Annotated in this window: 14 protein-coding genes; 7 read left to right on the forward strand and 7 right to left on the reverse strand. The window is 57.9% G+C overall.

Annotation, left to right across the window (positions count from 1 at the left end; all coding sequences use genetic code 11):
• Positions 1–24 precede the first annotated feature (24 nt).
• Positions 25–1,494, forward strand: a complete 1,470-nt coding sequence (locus AC5P7X_RS13515; protein ID WP_495214988.1) for a hypothetical protein — start codon at positions 25–27, stop codon at positions 1,492–1,494.
• 124 nt (positions 1,495–1,618) lie between these two features.
• On the opposite strand, the gene AC5P7X_RS13520 is transcribed toward AC5P7X_RS13515, so the two are convergent.
• Both AC5P7X_RS13520 and AC5P7X_RS13525 read right to left on the reverse strand, forming a co-directional pair.
• Positions 1,619–2,176, reverse strand: coding sequence for a cyclin-dependent kinase inhibitor 3 family protein (locus AC5P7X_RS13520; protein ID WP_495214990.1), 558 nt, complete (start codon positions 2,174–2,176; stop codon positions 1,619–1,621).
• A 134-nt stretch (positions 2,177–2,310) separates the two neighbouring features.
• A complete protein-coding gene (locus AC5P7X_RS13525) occupies positions 2,311–4,281 on the reverse strand; it encodes a hypothetical protein (protein WP_495214992.1) in 1,971 nt (656 codons plus the stop codon).
• A 435-nt stretch (positions 4,282–4,716) separates the two neighbouring features.
• Between AC5P7X_RS13525 and AC5P7X_RS13530 the strand changes: the two genes are divergently transcribed.
• Both AC5P7X_RS13530 and AC5P7X_RS13535 read left to right on the forward strand, forming a co-directional pair.
• Positions 4,717–5,082: an NIF family HAD-type phosphatase gene (locus AC5P7X_RS13530; protein ID WP_495214993.1), complete on the forward strand. Its 366-nt coding sequence runs from the start codon at positions 4,717–4,719 to the stop codon at positions 5,080–5,082.
• On the forward strand, positions 5,049–5,510 hold the full coding sequence (locus AC5P7X_RS13535) for a hypothetical protein (RefSeq protein ID WP_495214994.1): 462 nt from the start codon (positions 5,049–5,051) through the stop codon (positions 5,508–5,510). Before AC5P7X_RS13530 ends, AC5P7X_RS13535 begins: the two co-directional genes overlap by 34 nt.
• A 183-nt stretch (positions 5,511–5,693) precedes the next feature.
• On the opposite strand, the gene AC5P7X_RS13540 is transcribed toward AC5P7X_RS13535, so the two are convergent.
• The gene (locus AC5P7X_RS13540; RefSeq protein WP_495215025.1) at positions 5,694–5,885 is read right to left on the reverse strand and encodes a helix-turn-helix domain-containing protein; all 192 of its coding nucleotides are present in this window, start codon (positions 5,883–5,885) and stop codon (positions 5,694–5,696) included.
• 141 nt (positions 5,886–6,026) lie between these two features.
• Here AC5P7X_RS13540 and AC5P7X_RS13545 point away from each other — a divergent pair, with 141 nt between their 5' ends.
• Positions 6,027–6,818: a hypothetical protein gene (locus AC5P7X_RS13545; RefSeq protein ID WP_495214995.1), complete on the forward strand. Its 792-nt coding sequence runs from the start codon at positions 6,027–6,029 to the stop codon at positions 6,816–6,818.
• A 233-nt stretch (positions 6,819–7,051) separates the two neighbouring features.
• On the opposite strand, the gene AC5P7X_RS13550 is transcribed toward AC5P7X_RS13545, so the two are convergent.
• Positions 7,052–7,711 (reverse strand): hypothetical protein, encoded by a 660-nt coding sequence (locus AC5P7X_RS13550; protein WP_495214996.1) that lies wholly within the window; start codon positions 7,709–7,711, stop codon positions 7,052–7,054.
• Positions 7,712–7,842: 131 nt separating this feature from the next.
• Between AC5P7X_RS13550 and AC5P7X_RS13555 the strand changes: the two genes are divergently transcribed.
• The 3 genes from AC5P7X_RS13555 to AC5P7X_RS13565 all read left to right on the forward strand — a co-directional run bounded on the left by AC5P7X_RS13555 (position 7,843) and on the right by AC5P7X_RS13565 (position 10,848).
• Positions 7,843–8,274 (forward strand): ATP-binding cassette domain-containing protein, encoded by a 432-nt coding sequence (locus AC5P7X_RS13555; RefSeq protein WP_495215026.1) that lies wholly within the window; start codon positions 7,843–7,845, stop codon positions 8,272–8,274.
• The gene (locus AC5P7X_RS13560) at positions 8,267–9,430 is read left to right on the forward strand and encodes a beta-barrel domain-containing protein (RefSeq protein ID WP_495214998.1); all 1,164 of its coding nucleotides are present in this window, start codon (positions 8,267–8,269) and stop codon (positions 9,428–9,430) included. Before AC5P7X_RS13555 ends, AC5P7X_RS13560 begins: the two co-directional genes overlap by 8 nt.
• Before the next feature lie 485 nt (positions 9,431–9,915).
• Positions 9,916–10,848: a hypothetical protein gene (locus tag AC5P7X_RS13565; RefSeq protein ID WP_495214999.1), complete on the forward strand. Its 933-nt coding sequence runs from the start codon at positions 9,916–9,918 to the stop codon at positions 10,846–10,848.
• 367 nt (positions 10,849–11,215) lie between these two features.
• Here the strand turns inward: AC5P7X_RS13565 and AC5P7X_RS13570 are convergent, their stop codons facing one another.
• Genes AC5P7X_RS13570 through AC5P7X_RS13580 form a run of 3 tightly spaced genes read right to left on the reverse strand, consistent with a single transcriptional unit; the run spans position 11,216 to position 16,136 of the window.
• Positions 11,216–12,583 (reverse strand): hypothetical protein, encoded by a 1,368-nt coding sequence (locus AC5P7X_RS13570; RefSeq protein ID WP_495215000.1) that lies wholly within the window; start codon positions 12,581–12,583, stop codon positions 11,216–11,218.
• 5 nt (positions 12,584–12,588) lie between these two features.
• The gene (locus tag AC5P7X_RS13575) at positions 12,589–14,865 is read right to left on the reverse strand and encodes an ATP-binding protein (RefSeq protein ID WP_495215001.1); all 2,277 of its coding nucleotides are present in this window, start codon (positions 14,863–14,865) and stop codon (positions 12,589–12,591) included.
• Positions 14,862–16,136, reverse strand: coding sequence for a DNA methyltransferase (locus AC5P7X_RS13580; protein WP_495215002.1), 1,275 nt, complete (start codon positions 16,134–16,136; stop codon positions 14,862–14,864). The genes AC5P7X_RS13575 and AC5P7X_RS13580 overlap by 4 nt, the downstream gene beginning before the upstream one ends.
• Positions 16,137–16,171: the final 35 nt, after the last annotated feature.

The following is a 16,171-nucleotide window of genomic DNA, read 5'->3' on the forward strand; positions in this document are numbered from 1 at the left end:
GCGGGCAGTTCGGAACGTCGGCACTTGAGCCAAGACGAATGGATGGGGGACCTCCATTTTTGGCGGACCACCTATCGAGTCCAAGATGCAGTTGCAGGCAACAACTGCGATAGTGTGAGTTGGGGAAGAGCTCCAGCCTGGAAAGAGATCTCGGTGATCCGCATGCGCACTCAAGAACCGTCCGCCGAACTGATTTCGGCTATGGAAGCTCTTTGGAAGTTGCCTGAGGCTGCTTGGAAGGGCTTGACGGCATTGCCACTGTACTCCAGCCTCCTTGATGCATTGGAGCATGAATGCGCGGACGTGCGAAGATTTGGGGGAAGCCTATATGTATTAAGGGCGCTGGCCAGCCTCGGGCTGCCATGCGGGCTGCATGCATCGAAGAAGCACATGGCGATACCCGCTACGGTTGCGGCACGGAAGCTGACCGCGGCTATGCATGCGACGAGCTTCACTCGCGTGCATCTGCTTCCGCTTGATATGGCGGACACTCTTCCCACGGTGCAGTTTGGCAATGCACTAGTCGGACGTCTAACCGCCCAGCAGTTGCGGCAGTTCGTCGATCTTGATCGAATGGAGCGGATCCACCCAGGGTATGCCTTTGATCTCAGTGAATTCTCCCAATTTCACTGGATGGTTGTTCAAGAAGAGGTGCCGATCGCTCGAGGGCCAGATGGGCGAGAACTGTTTCGCCTACGCGTTAATCTGCAGAAGGACTACGGTCGGATCGAACCGCACAGGGGGATGTACCCGGAGGCTGTTGAGACCGCACTGTTTTGGCTTGCTCTTGCTCCCTGGGAGGATCTGACGGATTACCCTGACATTGACTGGCGAGGAATGCAGATTCCTTGGATGTACACGGTGGACCACGACTTGTTCTCCATCATGAAGCAGCCGCCTAGCCCCGATTCCCTTTCTTGGGAAGATTGGGTCGTGCAGGACCAATACGGTAATCCTCTTGAGGTCGTCCGGCCGGCAGCGATGTGTCTCTCAGACGAATCTGGAAATGCAATAGGAGAGCACTTCCACTCCAAGCTTGAGGCAATCTCCAATCTTCAGTGCTTTCAGTTGTTCAAGACTCCTGTGGTGCACTTCTTCACCCGCGCCTTCCTGACCCGCGGCATTGATGAGTTCATGGCGCACATGCTCGCCATTGAGGCCGCGCTCGGCTTGCCCGAGGACAGAAAATGCAAATCAAGCACTGGAGAAAGAACGCACGGTCGCCGCACCGCAACCGATAGGGTTTCAGCGCGCTTGTCGGTTGTGCTTGGGCCAAGCGCCGCCGCCGAGTACCGAGAGTTTTTTGACCTGCGCAGCGAATTTATACATGGTCGATCAATGGAGGCAATCAGCGGCCATCAGCGAATTGGCGCGCGCGCCCTGGCTCGGCGCTTAGTGGACGCTTTGCTGACTGTGAACCAAGATGATCCGACTCTCGAGCGGGGAGCCTTCCTTGACGGCCTCTTGGATAGAGGCGTGTTGTTAGGAAGCTGACAGGCCAGAGTCTTTGAATGCCAAGGTACGCTATCGATGGATTTAGCTGCCGATCGTTGCCCGATCGCTTCTGACAGATGCTCGAGGGTGCAGGCCTGGTCGGTATGTTTGCTCGCCTCGGATGCTAGCTATGCCTTCTTGCCCAATTGTCAATGAAGGCTTCTTGGATTTGGGTTTCTACTGCACCAGGGCGGGATGCCCTCACCGCTTCGATGACCGACTCTGCATCGCCGAATGTGTCCGTATCGAGTAGTAGTAGGGATGCAACGGTGCCTGCTCGGCCAAGTCCGCCTTTGCAGTGCACGACCACCCTGCCACCAGCTAGTAGGAGGCTGCAGAGCGTGGGCCCGAGTCTAGCCCATGGCTCTAGAAAGCGAGCGTCTGGAGCATCGCCATCGGTGATGGGTAGTGAGTGCCATTCGAGGCCATGCTGCGCTGCCTGCTTAGGCAATTCTTGGACCCGAAGCTCCTCGAACTCCCAAGGTTCGAGGAGAGTTATCAGATGTGAGGCTCCCCAATTGCGGATAGCCGCAAGGTCCTCGTCCAGATCTCTCGCCCAGGAGCCGGTCATGGCGTTCTGCTGAAATTTCCCCGGGGCGAACGTCACTCCAACTGCTCCTCCATTGTGGCCTACGGGGAGCGTGGCGATGACAAGGGGATGTGACTGGCTCGTTCTGCCCATAGCGGCGACTCGCAGGAAGCTCAGGTGCTAGATAGCACTGACAAGGCCCGTGTTCAACCGTACCAGTAGGCTCACGGCTCTACGGTGATGGCGGCAAGATCGTTGGATCGGCACCTGGAAGGCGTTGCTGGATCCTAGCCCTTGTCGCCCGGGCCGCTTACGCGAAGCAGAATTGCTTTGATTGAATCTAGCTTCATCCCAAGGATATTGGACATACGCTCAGAAGGACTGGACCCAAGGTCGCGCTTCGATTCTTCAGGCGTAGGCGTGCTGGCAGAGGCGACGGAAACCTTCTCAGTGCGGTAGGAGTGTTGATACAAGGCAGCGCGCACCGGTGCGCCGAAAGGCTCCACAACGTTGCGTAGGACCCCGGCCAAGTCGATTCCTTCATTCTCCGAAATCTGATGCAGAGTGTGATCAATGAACGAATCAGCCAAATTCTCCGGGAGATTTGCCAAGACGGGAGAGCGCATTCCCGTTTCATAGTGTCGACGTTCGATCTCAATCCAGTGGACAACCGTACTACGAAGCTCAATTCGCAGCACCAACGCTGCGCGAGGCCTCCTAGGCCAATCTCTGGGATTGAGGATTGACCACCCGCGACCTGGAAGGTGGCCAGATCTCTGCGCGTTCTCGCGTACTTCGTGGGAGAGGAAATTCCAGCAACCGAGCCCGCCGCGGTCTTCCCTTTGCGCAACGTATGGAGGTTCTACGAAGGCGAAGTGCTCGATGAATCCCTCCTCTAGCAACAATTGAAGAGCATCCTCTAGATGGACAAAGGCGGCCACGGCGGGAGTCGGTGGGGCATGCATGCTGGCTTTGCCAGGGCTTCCGGCCTGCCCACTGCTTGGGCCGCTTGACGCTTCGTTGGCTTGGTTGGGATTCAAGTTCGGCTGGGCAGGCGGAGTCTCCAGCGAAATATGACTGTCCTTCTCCTGCTTCCACATACGAGGCTGAATTAGCCAGGATGTGGCCGTTGTATCGAACCCTTCATTGCCCTCATGCGGATTAGGGTCTCTTCCAGGCACGATGTTGCGATTGGGATCTCCTCGCTTCTCCGACTTGCCTCCACGAGATCTTTCTCGATCTATATCCCCATTCTGTCCCTCGCGATTGCTATTCTCACGCTCGTGTCGAACCACGGGCAGATGCTCAGGTGCCGTCATACCGGCGATGTGAGAGGCCAGAAAAGTGTCCGAGCCCTTGCGTGGCACGCTACTGAGCATGAACCCTCTAAGCCTAAGCATGTAGGGGCCGAAGGCCGGATCCCATGGAATCTGACCTGAAGCATTCCACGCTGCGTGACGATCCAGCCTTCGCTCAGCGAGCGCCCTTGAGGATATTTGGTTAGCTCTCTCGCGCGCATACGGGCTGTGAGAAAAGAGGGCCATCATGATGGCATGCTGATCTCGCACCTCGGTGCGTAGGACGATCTTCCATGCGCCTGTGTCTGGGCAGATCCCCGTCTCAAGTCCATTTTCCAGTCTCTTGCGAACGACTAGTTGATCCTCGTACTGGTCCCAGCCGCCCTTTCCAGCTGCTCGGATGATCACTGAGTCTGGGAAGTAGAAGACTTGTTCAATCAAAGATCTTGGGATCACCACATCGACGTCGCGATCCCGGTGCTTGATCGTGCGAACGATGCATCTCGAGCCGTCGTAGTCGCGGAGCAATTCATACTGCGAGGGATTGAGCAAGCGGTAGTTGTAAGTCCATTCCTTCGGCCGCGGGTGCAACTCTTCGCCGAGGGTTACCTCCCGCATCAGCCTCTCTCCACCAGGCATGTTCAAGGTGATGACGGACGAGGGGAGATCGCCGACTTGCCTCCCTGCACGATAGACCTGGCCATTACGGATAGCCGGCATGGAGCTCTCATCCAGTCGGGCGATACGGAAGGTTCCGCTTTGTGAGTACGGCTGGCGGGCCAGAAAAGCTCCAACCTCAGCATGTGTCATCCGGCGAAGCGCTTTGGAATCTTGAATGTCGATCCGCTGCAGCAGAACCTCTATGCTCGGGGATCCGCTAAGTTCATGCATCTGCTGGCGTTTGTCGTACCACTTGACCACCCATAGATCATTGCGATCTGGGAAATTCAGAAACCGCATTGCCGTCACGTCCGTGCAAGTCTGGCTATCAACATATCGCAGTAGCGAGATTAAGTGAGGGCTCAGTTGGAGTGGTGGCCTAGGAATGGCTGTTGCGTCAGTGATTTGGGTGCGTCTCTCCCATGAACCGTGTGTTGGCGGGGGAGGGGGCAAATGTTCAAGGGGAGCTGGGTGACCAACACTGCCGCCGGTGAATGACCCGTCTTGGACGGACATTCTGAAACCGTACCAGTAGGCTCACGGCCGCCGCGTACCAGTAGGCTCACGGTGTAGACAGCCGTGGGTTGAAGGAGCAAGGTTGCAGTCAGGCACCTATGGAAGAAGCTGCATATGAGGCCGACTGTCCTGGCCCTTGACCTTGAAGGGACGCTCATCTCAAACGCGATCAGTCAGATTCCCCGGCCCGGTCTCTACCGGTTCTTGGAGGAGATCCGAATGCTGTTTGATCAATTGATGATGTTTACGACAGTTCCTGAGGAGCGCTTTCGGAGCATTGCCTCGCTGTTGGTTCGGGAGGGCAGTGCTCCGGAGTGGTTCGCTGGCCTGCACTACATCCACTGGTCGGGAAAGACCAAGGATCTGCTACTGGCTTCGCCTTGCATTGGCGACGCCTTGCTGCTTGATGATCACGGTCCTTACGTCCATCCAGGGCAGGAGCACCTGTGGATTCAAGCCCCGCTGTTTGGATCGCCCTATCCGGCGGAGGACGATGGTCTCAACATCGCAATGGGATGCCTACTCGAGCGTGTTGATCCGAGTGGAGGAAAGTGGATATTCACGACTTCACGCCGGCCCAGTTGATCCTGCAAGACGCTGCCGATCGGCGCATGGCATTAGCGGTGCATTGGCTCAGCGCCACTCAGATCAATGCCAAGCTTAGTGAGCTGAGCCTAAGCGGCCGCTGCACCGCAAGCCGTTTGCGTCGCGACGGAGAACTGCTGGGCGCGTACGTCATGCAAACCGCACCTGGATATCGCTATCCGCCTTGGCAGCTCAGCAGCGATGGCCGGCCCGTAGATTTCTTGGGGGAGATACTGAAAGTTCTGCGCGGCGACGGCCCCTTTTCATGCAAGCAGGGCGATCTACATCGATCCACCGGGTGGGGCGAAATCGAATGGTTTCTATCCGGGCACGCCCTGCTTGATGGCATCTCGCCGGCTATGGCACTGGGCATCGACCCGGCTCTAGTTCTTCGCGCCGTGCGCATCGAGTTCGAGAGTGATGTTTGAGAGATCGCCTGGCCGGAGCGGCCTACATGCAGCCTCTGTGGTTAAGGTGGCCTGGTCGAGGCGCCTCGGCTCCGAAGAGGCCGAGGCTGTTGGCTCCCGTGAGCCTGGGCGATGAGCAGTGCTTCACGCTAGATCGGTGCCGGGGTGGCAGGGTAGAGGCCAAGTCCCTAGAGCTTGCCGCCACTAGAGCCGCGCTTCGAAGTCAGCGACGAGCTCTGGAAGGGAGAGGCCGCACAGAAGGGCGATGTCCCTAAGCTCGACGATATCCAAGCGACGTTTTCCCCGTTCCACGTCACTGATGAACGACTGACTCCGACCTAGCTTCTTTGAGACCTGAGTCTGGGTGAGCCCGGCAGCGATCCTGGCGTCACGCACCGCTTCGATAAGTGCGGCGTACTCGTTGCGATGAATGGACTTAGCCAAGGCCGCACCCTTGTTGAGCGGCCTCCGAAGCTATATCCAGTTTTAAGATATCTAAAAAGCAGATATCCTGACGATTCACTAGGGGGATCTGAGATGCAGCGATATTTCAAGCTTGAGGCGGGGCTTCGCGGTGGGCTGATCTGGGCGATGGCAGCAATGCTCGCGGCCTGCGGAGGGCCAGCGGACAAGACCTTGGCAACAGGGGCGACGAAGGACCAGTTCCAGTCGTCGATAGATGCCGTCGTTTCCCAGCTGACTGAGCATGAGCGCTTGGCGTTTAAGTGGGCTGTTTCAGACATTGACCAGACCACCCTCCACCGACGTTACCCAGGGGGCTCCGTACGAGAGATCGTTCGGGGGGAGGTGGGGCGCGTCAAGGCAGAGTACCCCGCAAGGCTCGCGACGCTTAAAGGCCAAGTGGCGGCTCAGGCGCCGGTGATTGCTGAGTTGCAGAAGGTCACAGCGCATGATGTTGACCTCAGCATCTCCGAAGGGTTCTTCGGTGCCAAGCCGAGCGTTAGAGCGGTCCTGCGCAATGGATCGACGCTTCCTATCAGCCGTGTCAAGTGGCGAGCAAATCTCTATCTCGATGGATCCACCACGCCGGCGGCTTCTTCCCTGGTTGTCAGTGACTTCCAGAGCGTGGGTGGGCTGGAGCCAGGGACGCAGCGCGAAGCCGTGTTTAGCATTGGATTCGTCACGGGCGATGCATCGTGGACCACGCTGGAAGTGCGCAATGCCGGCCATCGACGTGTGACGCTGGATGCCGTTGCCGAGTCTGCGATGGACTATGGCAACAGGCCATACCTCGAGCGCGATGATCGTGGGCTGATTGAGAGCTTGGAGACTGGACTCAAATTCGCCGACAGCTACTCGGACATCTAGTCTGTACCGCCAAGCCGTTCGAGCAGTGGCGCAGTGAGTTGCTTCAATGGAGCACTGTACGGGAAGAGATCAGTGAGTTGCGGACGAGAAGAACATCACTGGAGACGGCCCAACCCCTGAGAGGGGCATTCGCGTTAGATCCTCCTTGAACCTCTCTCCACCGAGGTTCGAGGAGGTAGGGCGGGCGTCCTCTCGAGCCAGGATTTTCCCGAGCGCGCGCCTTGAAGGAATGGTTAGAGAAGCCTTGCGACCAGTGCGAGCGCGGAGAAGCCGAGCACAAGACTGATGCTGCTAGCTATAAACTGCCTGAGCCTGGTCCCGAAAGCCTCTTCGGCAATTTTCTGCCTACGCCTGTAGATCATAAATCGGGCGAGGACAATGACCGCAACAACAAGGATCCCGAGATCGGATCTAAGGAAAGATCGAACAGGTGCCTCGAGGAAGCTCCAGTTGTTAGCGATCAGCCCAATCGTCGACAGGAATGCACCTACATACATGGCAGTGGAGGCGCACTGGATCAGATGAAAGCGGAAGCCCAAGTGACTCTCTGCTCTGATGTCCAGGTGGGTAATAGCCAGCATTGCCCTATGGAGCAAGGTCTGGATTGCAGCGGCAATCGCAATGGAAAAGAGCGCCAACACCGGCACAAGACAAGCAAACCCAGCGAGATAGAACTTGAGTTCGTCGAAGTATGCTTGGCCGCGGGCCGCGACAAAATTACTTTCCACTAGTCCCAGATAGAAATCTTGGAACTGGATGTAGGCCCCCGCGCACGCAGTTGATGCCACGCCTAGAAGCGGGAGAGCTGCCTTCAACGTCGCTTTGATACCTTGGGGCTCCAGGGCCCTTAGTTTGATGGGCATCCCTAAGAACGGAAATAGGAGAAGCACCACGTGTGGACTGCGTTCCAGCCGTGCGCGAAGCGTAGTCAGCTGCTTTCTCGCGGATCCCCCCAAGCGGCTAAGAAGTTCAAGTTGGATCTGGAGTCGCAGCTTGATCCACGAGCCTGCGCGACAACCTTAATCTGGAAGGTTCCGCCTGGCGGGACGAGGAACTGCTGGAGGCGCTGGATGCGGTGGGCATGGGGCCTTTCGTGCGCGGCAATCCGTTGGGGCTGGACCAGCTGGTGATGGGCAACGGCAGCCTGTCCGGTGGCCAGCGCCAGGCCATCGGCCTGGCCCGGGTGATCCTGCAGGATCCGCCTGTCGTGCTGCTGGATGAGCCCACCGCCGCCTTCGACCAGCAGAGCGAGACCCACGTCATCCAGTTCCTGCAGCGTTGGCTCGGCCAGCGCACGCTGGTACTGACCACCCACAAGCGCAGCATGCTGGCCCTCGTCGAGCGTGCCGTGGTGATGCGCAACGGCAGGATCATCATGGACGGTCCATTGGAGCAGGTGGTGCAGGGCAACCAAGTGCAGCCGATCGCCGCGGTCGCAGGGGGGCATCATGGTTGAGCGGCAGAAGCGTTCGCAGCGCCTGCGGCGCGAGCTTGCGGATCCACTGCTGGCGTCCACGCATCCCGTGTACCGGCCGCTGTTGTGGGTGCTGCTGGCGACGGTGGCCGTCGCCGTGGGCTGGGCCGCGCTTGCGCAGCTGGACCAGGTGACCCGTGGCGAGGGCAGGGTGGTGCCGTACAGCCGCATGCAGAAGATCCAGAGCCTGGAAGGCGGCATCCTCGATCGTCTGTTGGTGAAGGAGGGGGATCTGGTCGAAGTGGGCCAGCCGCTGGTGCGGCTGGAGGAAACCCACTTCCGTACCAACTACGAGGAATCGGCCAACCAGTCGCAGGTGCTGCGGGCCGCAATCGCGCGACTGGATGCAGAGGTGCTGGGCAAAGGTGCCATCGAGTTCCCGGACGACATTCCGGCCGGGAGCGCGCTGGCACGTTCGGAGCGGGAGCTGTACCAGTCGCGCCGTGCGACACTGCAGCAGAGTTCGGCAGCCATCGGCCAGCAGCTGTCGATCGCGCGCGACCAGCTGCGCATCGTGCGGCCGCTGGTCGCGCGCAACGCCGTCAGCCAGATGGAAGAGTTGAAGCTGACCCAGGAAATCGCCACGTTGACCGGCAAGCTCAGCGAGCTGCGCAACACCTATTTCCAGGAAGCCTATACCGAACGCTCCAAGCTGAAGGCGGAGTTGTCCGCACTGGAGCCGATCGTGCACCAGCGGCAGGACCAGCTGCGGCGCACCGAGATCCTGTCGCCCGTACGTGGGCGGGTCAACACGGTGCTGATCAATACCCGCGGTGGCGTGATTCCTCCCGGCGAGCCGATCATGGAGGTGATTCCGGTGGAGGAACGGCTGCTGGTGGAAGCCCGCGTCAAGCCGCGCGACGTCGCGTTCCTGGTGCCGGGCATGCCGGCCAAGGTCAAGATCACCGCCTATGACTACACCATCTACGGCGAACTCAGCGGCACCGTCGAGCAGATCAGTGCCGACACCATCGAGGAGGATACGCCGCGGGGCAAGGAATCGTTCTACCAGGTGCTGATCCGCACCGATGGCAGCCAGCTGCGGCGGCACGGCGAGGCCCTGCCGATCATTCCCGGCATGGTGGCGGATGTGGACATCCTGACCGGCAAGCGCAGCGTCCTGAACTACCTGCTGTGACCGTTGATCAAGGCGCGGCTGAACTGACCTGATCTGATGTACGCACTGATACCCAAGGATCCTGTTTCAACAACACCTAGCCGCAATGAAGGGGATACGTGATAGCGGCATCTCAGTTCGCCATGCGTGGGTTCGGCGCGTGAGGGGGATTCCGGTCCGGGGTGGGCGCCGCGCTTGTGGCAAGGGGCGCACCAAGGTGCCCGAGGCTAGAACCGCCAACCGGAGGGGGATGGCTTAACGCGTCGTCGAACGCGAAAGTACGGCCGTGCCGGTGGACAAATTCTATGAGGCGGGGCTATGATTTCCTCAGCACCTCCGAGCGCAAGGACATCGTCCTATGGGGGGCCCGCTATGGGCATGCTCATTTGTTCTGTAATTCCTCACTGTCTCAACGCTAGTCCAAGGACTTTCGGAGCCATAGGTAACGCGTTCAACCTCACCCCACGGGTGGAGCTCCCTGATCAAGTCACTTTGGAGCTATTGCAATGACCTCGTTTTATGTTGATAAGGGCCGAATTAGGGCCAATCACGTTGATTTTGAGCGTGCCGCCAAGCTCTTGGCTGGAGTAATTGACGAGATGAACAGCCGGGCATTGGCGAAGAGCTCGGCTGTCACGGTCGACAAGTCCCATTCGCTGGATCTGTTGGCCACTATCTTGGGCACCACCAGCTATGCCGACGTCAGAATCGCGGCCAATGACCCCGATACCAGGCATTGGACGCAGTCCATGCTGGAGGATCACGTACAGAAGGAGTCACGGACTTCTGGCGAGTGCTTCCCTCGCTTGCCGCCGAAATACGGAAAGAAGTGGCAGGGGCAGGTGGTTCGCGCCTTCCTGAGCGCACTCAGCGCGATTAAACGCGGCCATCCCGAGTTCATCGCTCTTGTCGGAGGGGAGGGCTCGGGGAAGAGCATTCTGGCTAAGAACATGGTCTTTGAGAAGGGCGGGTTCTGGATCGATGCCAGTGTTAGCAATATTCGGCAGGCAACTAGGCCGCTCAAAGAGGGCGAATTGCTGGTACTGGATGTGCCGGCTGCCACCTACCGCGAGGCCACGACGCGTTGGGGAAAGCCTCTGTCCGCTGAGTTCTCTGGCCTGAGCTCCCTTTTTCAGGTTGCTCCATCACTGGAGATCTATCGTAAGCGGCGCAGGCAGAGTTTCTCGCTGAGTTATATGGATCACTACATGAACAGTCGGGCGGAGTGGGTCTCGAAAAACCATCAGGCCACGCTGGTGATGTGCTTCCCCGACGCGGACAGTGTGCGGGAATGGATGGAGTGCAACTTGGTAGTTGGCTATCACCCGACGCGGAACTGGCGCCAAGCTCACGTCATCGACCTGGACAGGATGGAGGCATACACCATTGAGGGTCGAAGCCTCAAGGATGAGCGGGAGCTCGCTGAACAGAGTTCGTAGGCGATAGGCCGGCGGCCACGGCCGCCGGTCTTCGGACGCCGTTGAGGCGGCCAAAGCTTATATCGGGAGGCATGGCCTTGGTAGCAGGGGCACCTCGCCGGATCCGCGTGAAGACTATCGTGCTTTCTGATAGCAGTCGAAGCGCCGTACAACAGCCGCATTTTGTGCGGCAGTCTGTGCGGCGTCTCTCTTCGACGTGGGCTGCAAGGGCGGGCAACTCAATCCGCCATGGCTCCTGGATCGGTATTGAAGCGACTAGTGCCCTCGGCCGCATCGCCGAGGGAGCAGGCAGCATCCCATACCAGTACCGCCCCGTGCGGGGCGGCATGGTTTGGATGTAGCGCAACCACCTAGTGGCAGCGGCTGCTCACTCCAGCCCCGGAGTCGCGCGATCTTGGTTTGCCGCTTCATTGTCAACAGGGCCAGCCAGAGGGGCTGCTGGCATCAGGGCTGCCGGCACTCGAGGCAGTCCAGAACGATGGCTGAAAGCCGCGTATCGCTGCGTGACTCGAGTAAGGAATGGAGGAAGCATGCGTCCGACCCGGGCTTCCGCCAGCTCGGCGAAGGGGCGCACCGTCAGCGATTTGAACTTGAATGCAATGGTCCTGCCTTCGTGCAACGCGAAGACGAGAGACTCAACATCAGTCTCTAGGAAGTTGCCCAGTTTATGCTGGGCGAGCTGCATGAGTTTATCTGGACCGAGGATATTTCCCTTTACCAAGTGCATGTTGGTATCGGGCTTCTTACCTCTGGGAATGCAATCACATGCGGCACGCACATTGAGGTAGTAATGCGCTGGCGCGTTATTGGGATTGTTCTCGATATAGAACAAGTCGCCTGTGCTGAAGCTGCCGGGGTCAAGCAACCCCGCTGGCAGAAGTCGTTCGGCTTGGAGGACTTGATGGAGCGCTCGCTTGTAGCGCTCGCCGTTTGCACCAAAATGTTCCACTGCCTTATCGGTGAACTCATCGAGATCAGCGGTGAGCGGCTGCATGCGACCGCTCACTAGCCTTGTGATCAGTTCACCAAGCTCGGGGCCGGGCGGCACCTCGTCCTCTTTGAACCCATTCCAGAAGATCACCGGCCAGTACTTGTTCTGGTCGTGGAACTCGGAGAACAGTTGGTTGATCGCCTGAGTCTGGTTGCGCTCCCATTCTTTGAGTACCAATGCCGATGGAGTCTGCTTGATCCACTCATCCAGCACATCATAGAGGTTGGCGCCGACATCAAGCTTGCTCTTTACCATGATGTGAGAGCCGCTGTCTTCGCCGATCAAGCCAGCGGTGGTGAGCGCGTCGGTCACTTCCGCGACATCATTATTAGTAAAAATAAAGACGGGCGCGTGCCTGCGCTCGCGGAGCTTTTGCAGGAAGGCGATGTTCTCCGCTTCGTGATCAGGAGTAAGGCCCCCCATGTCAAGTCCGCGAACGGTGAAATCCGGCCTGCCTTGATCCTCGTCGGCTTCAGCTTCTTCATCAAGCTTGGAACCATGAAGGTTCCAGTCCAGGACGAAAAATGCCGCATTGGCAAAGTTATCAATTTCCTCATCGCGTGATGGAAGCTCCGTTAGCTTCACCGCGTGGCCGCCTGCGTCTTCGATGGCCTTCAGAATGGCCTCAATTCCATCCACGCCACGCTTTGGCTTGTGGACAATGCCATCATCAATGACCACTGCAATGCCTTTGAACAGCCCCTGTGATACGGCCGGAGCCGGATCCTGTCGAACAGCATTCATCGTTCCTATTCCTTTACAAACGAGATCGTAAGGTTGGCGCCAGGCAGAACCTTCTGCTTGGGCTCGGTCACTTCAATGGTGTACTCATGCCGCGCGAGAAGTTGACGTGCAATGTAGAGCCCGAGTCCTCTCCCATCCTCGCCCTTGCCGGAGAAGAACGGCTGGAAGATGTAGCCAAGATCATCGTTCCTGAAGCCAGGACCACTGTCAGCGAAAATGAGGGAGCCGTTGTCCCCGTTCAGAACGACAGTGATGTTCCTGGGCGCGTCTCGTCCCTCGAGCCAATAGCACGAATTGTCGAACAGGTTCAGGAACACCTGCAGAAGAACCGCATCGGTGGTGTTGGCCATAAGCGGTGAGCCCAGCGCTTGCACGTCATAGGTGATTCCACGCTTCTTCATTAGGCTTCCGTAAAGCCTCTGTACTTTGGCAAGTACATCCTCCACCCGGATCTGCTTGCGCTTCTGCTTGGTAGAGCGGAAGAGTCGCTGCATCTCTGTCATGGCGCCTTCAACGAAGGAGATCATCCCTCGAAGTGAAGTTAGCTCCTTGGCTAGATGCGAAGCCGATACGGGTCTTCCGTCACGCGTGAGTTCCATAAGGTCATTGATCAGCCGATACATAGATCCGATGCTGAGCATCAAATCATGCGACGCTGCTTCTACGGAAAGACCTACACCTGCGAGATGCTCGGTGTCCTCGGCTCGTTTAACCAGGTATCGGCGTTCGGAGAAGTAGTTTCGCTTTGCTTCATCGAGCCGATCATTTGCTGTGCTTTGATCGTTCTCTGCAATGGCTTCAGATAGCTCGTTGAGGCTTCGTTCAACGGCATTGGTCGTGAAAGTCTCGATATCCTCTGAGGTCTTCTTGATTCGGACTAGTTTGTTGTACGGGTCCGCGCGAACCCACGCGAGGAAGATCTGAATGAGTGCTCGAAAATCATCGGTGGCTTCCCCGACTTCGACGAGGCCTTCGCGGCTGGTCTTGTCCCTCAGGTTGGGATTTCCTTCCTGGGTGATCTCGACGACGCCAACTGTCTGGTCGTTGCTGAAGAACTCGCTTGCCTTGACCGTGCCGCGACGCACATCGATCATCAGCCAATCATCGCTGGGATCGCCGTATGGATACACCCGAATCCCGTCTCGGTAGAGATAGATCCGATGCTCTCGAATCAGCTCCTTGTCCGCCTTGGTCAGTAGGTGATGTTCCGCCGCGTCACTAGCAAAGTTGAAGATATAGAACTTGAACTTGAAGGATCCGCATGCGGTCGAACGGCCCGCAAGCTCGTTAGGACGCTTGTCGGGCATATAGGTGTCGCGGTAGATCTTCAATCCGGTAAGAACCGGGTCAAGTAGGCTTAGGTGCTGGTGCTTGTCATTGATCGAGAAGTCGAACTTCTTTCCGAGCTCGTCATACTCACCCTCGATTCGGAAGACCGTCTTTTCTTCCAGAAGTGTCTGAATGACTTCCTCGTTCTCGCTATCAAAGGACTCGAGCGCGTCGTCTCGGTAGATGTAAACGCGGAAGTCATCCCGCTTTGTCTTCGCAGATCTGACAGAGGGGGGGCTCGAGCCGTCACTGGTGATAATTCGATCAAAGATCGACTGCAGGCGGCCAATGTCACGATGAACCTGCTCAACTCGGCCTCGTGTCCACGAGCCAAGCAAATGCGAGATCTCCAGCCTCGTTCCCTGCCTCCGCCGGGGAACCGTCGCGTCACCGAGCTGAACACGACTGCGGTCGATCTGTACCGCTGGATCTGTTTCGCTGAGGGTCATCCTCAGCTCATCTAGAAACAGCCCCTGATCATTGTCCAAAAAATCTTCGTCGTACGAGGAAACATCCAGCTTCAGGGTCAATTCCGACGTGGAGCCCTTCGCCCGTGTAGTCATCTCGACACACTTGCCCAGTTTCAGGAGAGCGAATCGACCAATTCCCTTCTCGCCCTGAATGATTCGGCCGGCCTTCGTTGTCTTGCGTTGACGCTTCTTCTCGACCAGCTTGCCGGGTGTGGCTGGATTGACCCAGTGATTCTCAATGGTGTCTCGGCTCATGCCGACGCCATCATCTTCGATGATGATCTTTGCGTCGGCGCCGATGCCCTGGAAGTCCTTGTTGAAGTTTTGGAATGTCAGCTTCACCCAGCTCGCGTCCGCGTCATAGGCATTCTTGATGAGCTCGACGAGGGCTACGCGTTCGTTCTTGATGAGCTGATCGCCGAGCATCGTGAGCAGGCGCGCATAGGGGCGGAACTTCAGGGGCTTAGCTTTGGTTCGTTTCATCGGTGGGCCATGAGCACGTACTCGTGCGAGTAGATGTGATTGGATGTACGAGTCTTACTGAACTTCCCGCTGGGGGTTCGATAGGGCGTAGCCGCCTTGTTGGAGATCGTGCGTTTGGTTGCACGAATCATCGAGAACCCTGCCCGCAGTAGAGACTCAGTTAGGTGGCTAGCATTGTCGACATCAACGCCGCGATACTGTGTGTTGCCAATGACGAACATGGCGATGCCACCGGGGCGGACCAACCGCTTGGCCCGTACGGCAATGGCCTGCATGTCGATGAAGTAATTTGCTACCGACTGTGCCGCACGTCTGTCCTGTTCATACAGTGAAAAGACGGTCCTGGTGGCAGTGCGGTTGAGATCTCTGATGCCTTTAGCCAATCGGAAGTCATGTTGAGTGCTGCCAATGGATCCTTGGCGCAGTAGACGATGATCATCGGTATAGCCTAGAAACAGCGATGAAAGCTGGTGCAAGTCAGCATATTCGTAGGACGTCACGTACGGGGGACTCGACACGAGAACGTCCACTCCGCGCTTGGGGAGATTGATGTTCAGCGCGCTGCCAAGCTCAATCACGGCATTGGGACTGCGAGAAAGGTCGCCTGCTTCTGCCACTGCCTGGCCAACGCTCAATGCGTGCTTTTCGAACGTTGCGAAGACGTTTGGCGGGATCTTGGACATATCAAGCGTAGGCTTGATTGCTCGAACTTGCCACTGAGAGCACGGCTTGAGAATTGCCGAGAAAGTGCATAGCAGGGCGTCTTGCAGAGGCGACGACTGAGGTGCAATGGCTCGGATGCCATTGAGGATCCGCGCTAAGTCTGCAAACTGCTCAGGCCTGAACCAACGATCGAGCCGTTCGCGAGCCGAGCGCGCTAACAGGACGTCCGGGCGAGCCTTGCGAGCCCTGCGCAATACTCTGCGAACAGCTTGGTCAAACTCCAGCGGACAGATGTCTGCACTTTTGGCCCTGGCGATGAGGGTCGCCACGGGGTTGATGTCGCAGCCCCAAAAGGCCAAGCCCATGCGGCGTGCCTCATGGGCCACGGTGCCACAGCCGCAGAAGATGTCACCAACGGACCTTACGCGGACGCCTTCTCCGGTCGCGTAATTGATAGCTCGCTCGGCCAAGAAGGCGGGGAACTTGGCCGGATACGGATGTATACGGTGCATGCGAGGCTCTTTGGTCGCATGCGTGTCCCAGTCTGTGTCTATGGGGGCCGCAAGCAATGAGCCGTCCCACAGTTGTCCAACATCCGTGATTTCCACGAACTGCCTATCCATAGCTACTTCCCCTATAGGTT

The sequence above is a fragment of the Stenotrophomonas sp. YJH_SMC_53 genome, assembly GCF_059369995.1.

What these genes read in the sequence shown, in the direction of transcription:
- AC5P7X_RS13530 (WP_495214993.1), top strand. Translation starts at nt 4,717, where the DNA reads ATGCTGTTTGATCAATTGATGATGTTTACGACAGTTCCTGAGGAGCGC.
- AC5P7X_RS13560 (WP_495214998.1), top strand. Translation starts at nt 8,267, where the DNA reads ATGGTTGAGCGGCAGAAGCGTTCGCAGCGCCTGCGGCGCGAGCTTGCG.
- AC5P7X_RS13520 (WP_495214990.1), bottom strand. Translation starts at nt 2,176, where the DNA reads ATGGGCAGAACGAGCCAGTCACATCCCCTTGTCATCGCCACGCTCCCC.
- AC5P7X_RS13565 (WP_495214999.1), top strand. Translation starts at nt 9,916, where the DNA reads ATGACCTCGTTTTATGTTGATAAGGGCCGAATTAGGGCCAATCACGTT.
- AC5P7X_RS13575 (WP_495215001.1), bottom strand. Translation starts at nt 14,865, where the DNA reads ATGAAACGAACCAAAGCTAAGCCCCTGAAGTTCCGCCCCTATGCGCGC.
- AC5P7X_RS13570 (WP_495215000.1), bottom strand. Translation starts at nt 12,583, where the DNA reads ATGAATGCTGTTCGACAGGATCCGGCTCCGGCCGTATCACAGGGGCTG.
- AC5P7X_RS13545 (WP_495214995.1), top strand. Translation starts at nt 6,027, where the DNA reads ATGCAGCGATATTTCAAGCTTGAGGCGGGGCTTCGCGGTGGGCTGATC.
- AC5P7X_RS13525 (WP_495214992.1), bottom strand. Translation starts at nt 4,281, where the DNA reads ATGCGGTTTCTGAATTTCCCAGATCGCAATGATCTATGGGTGGTCAAG.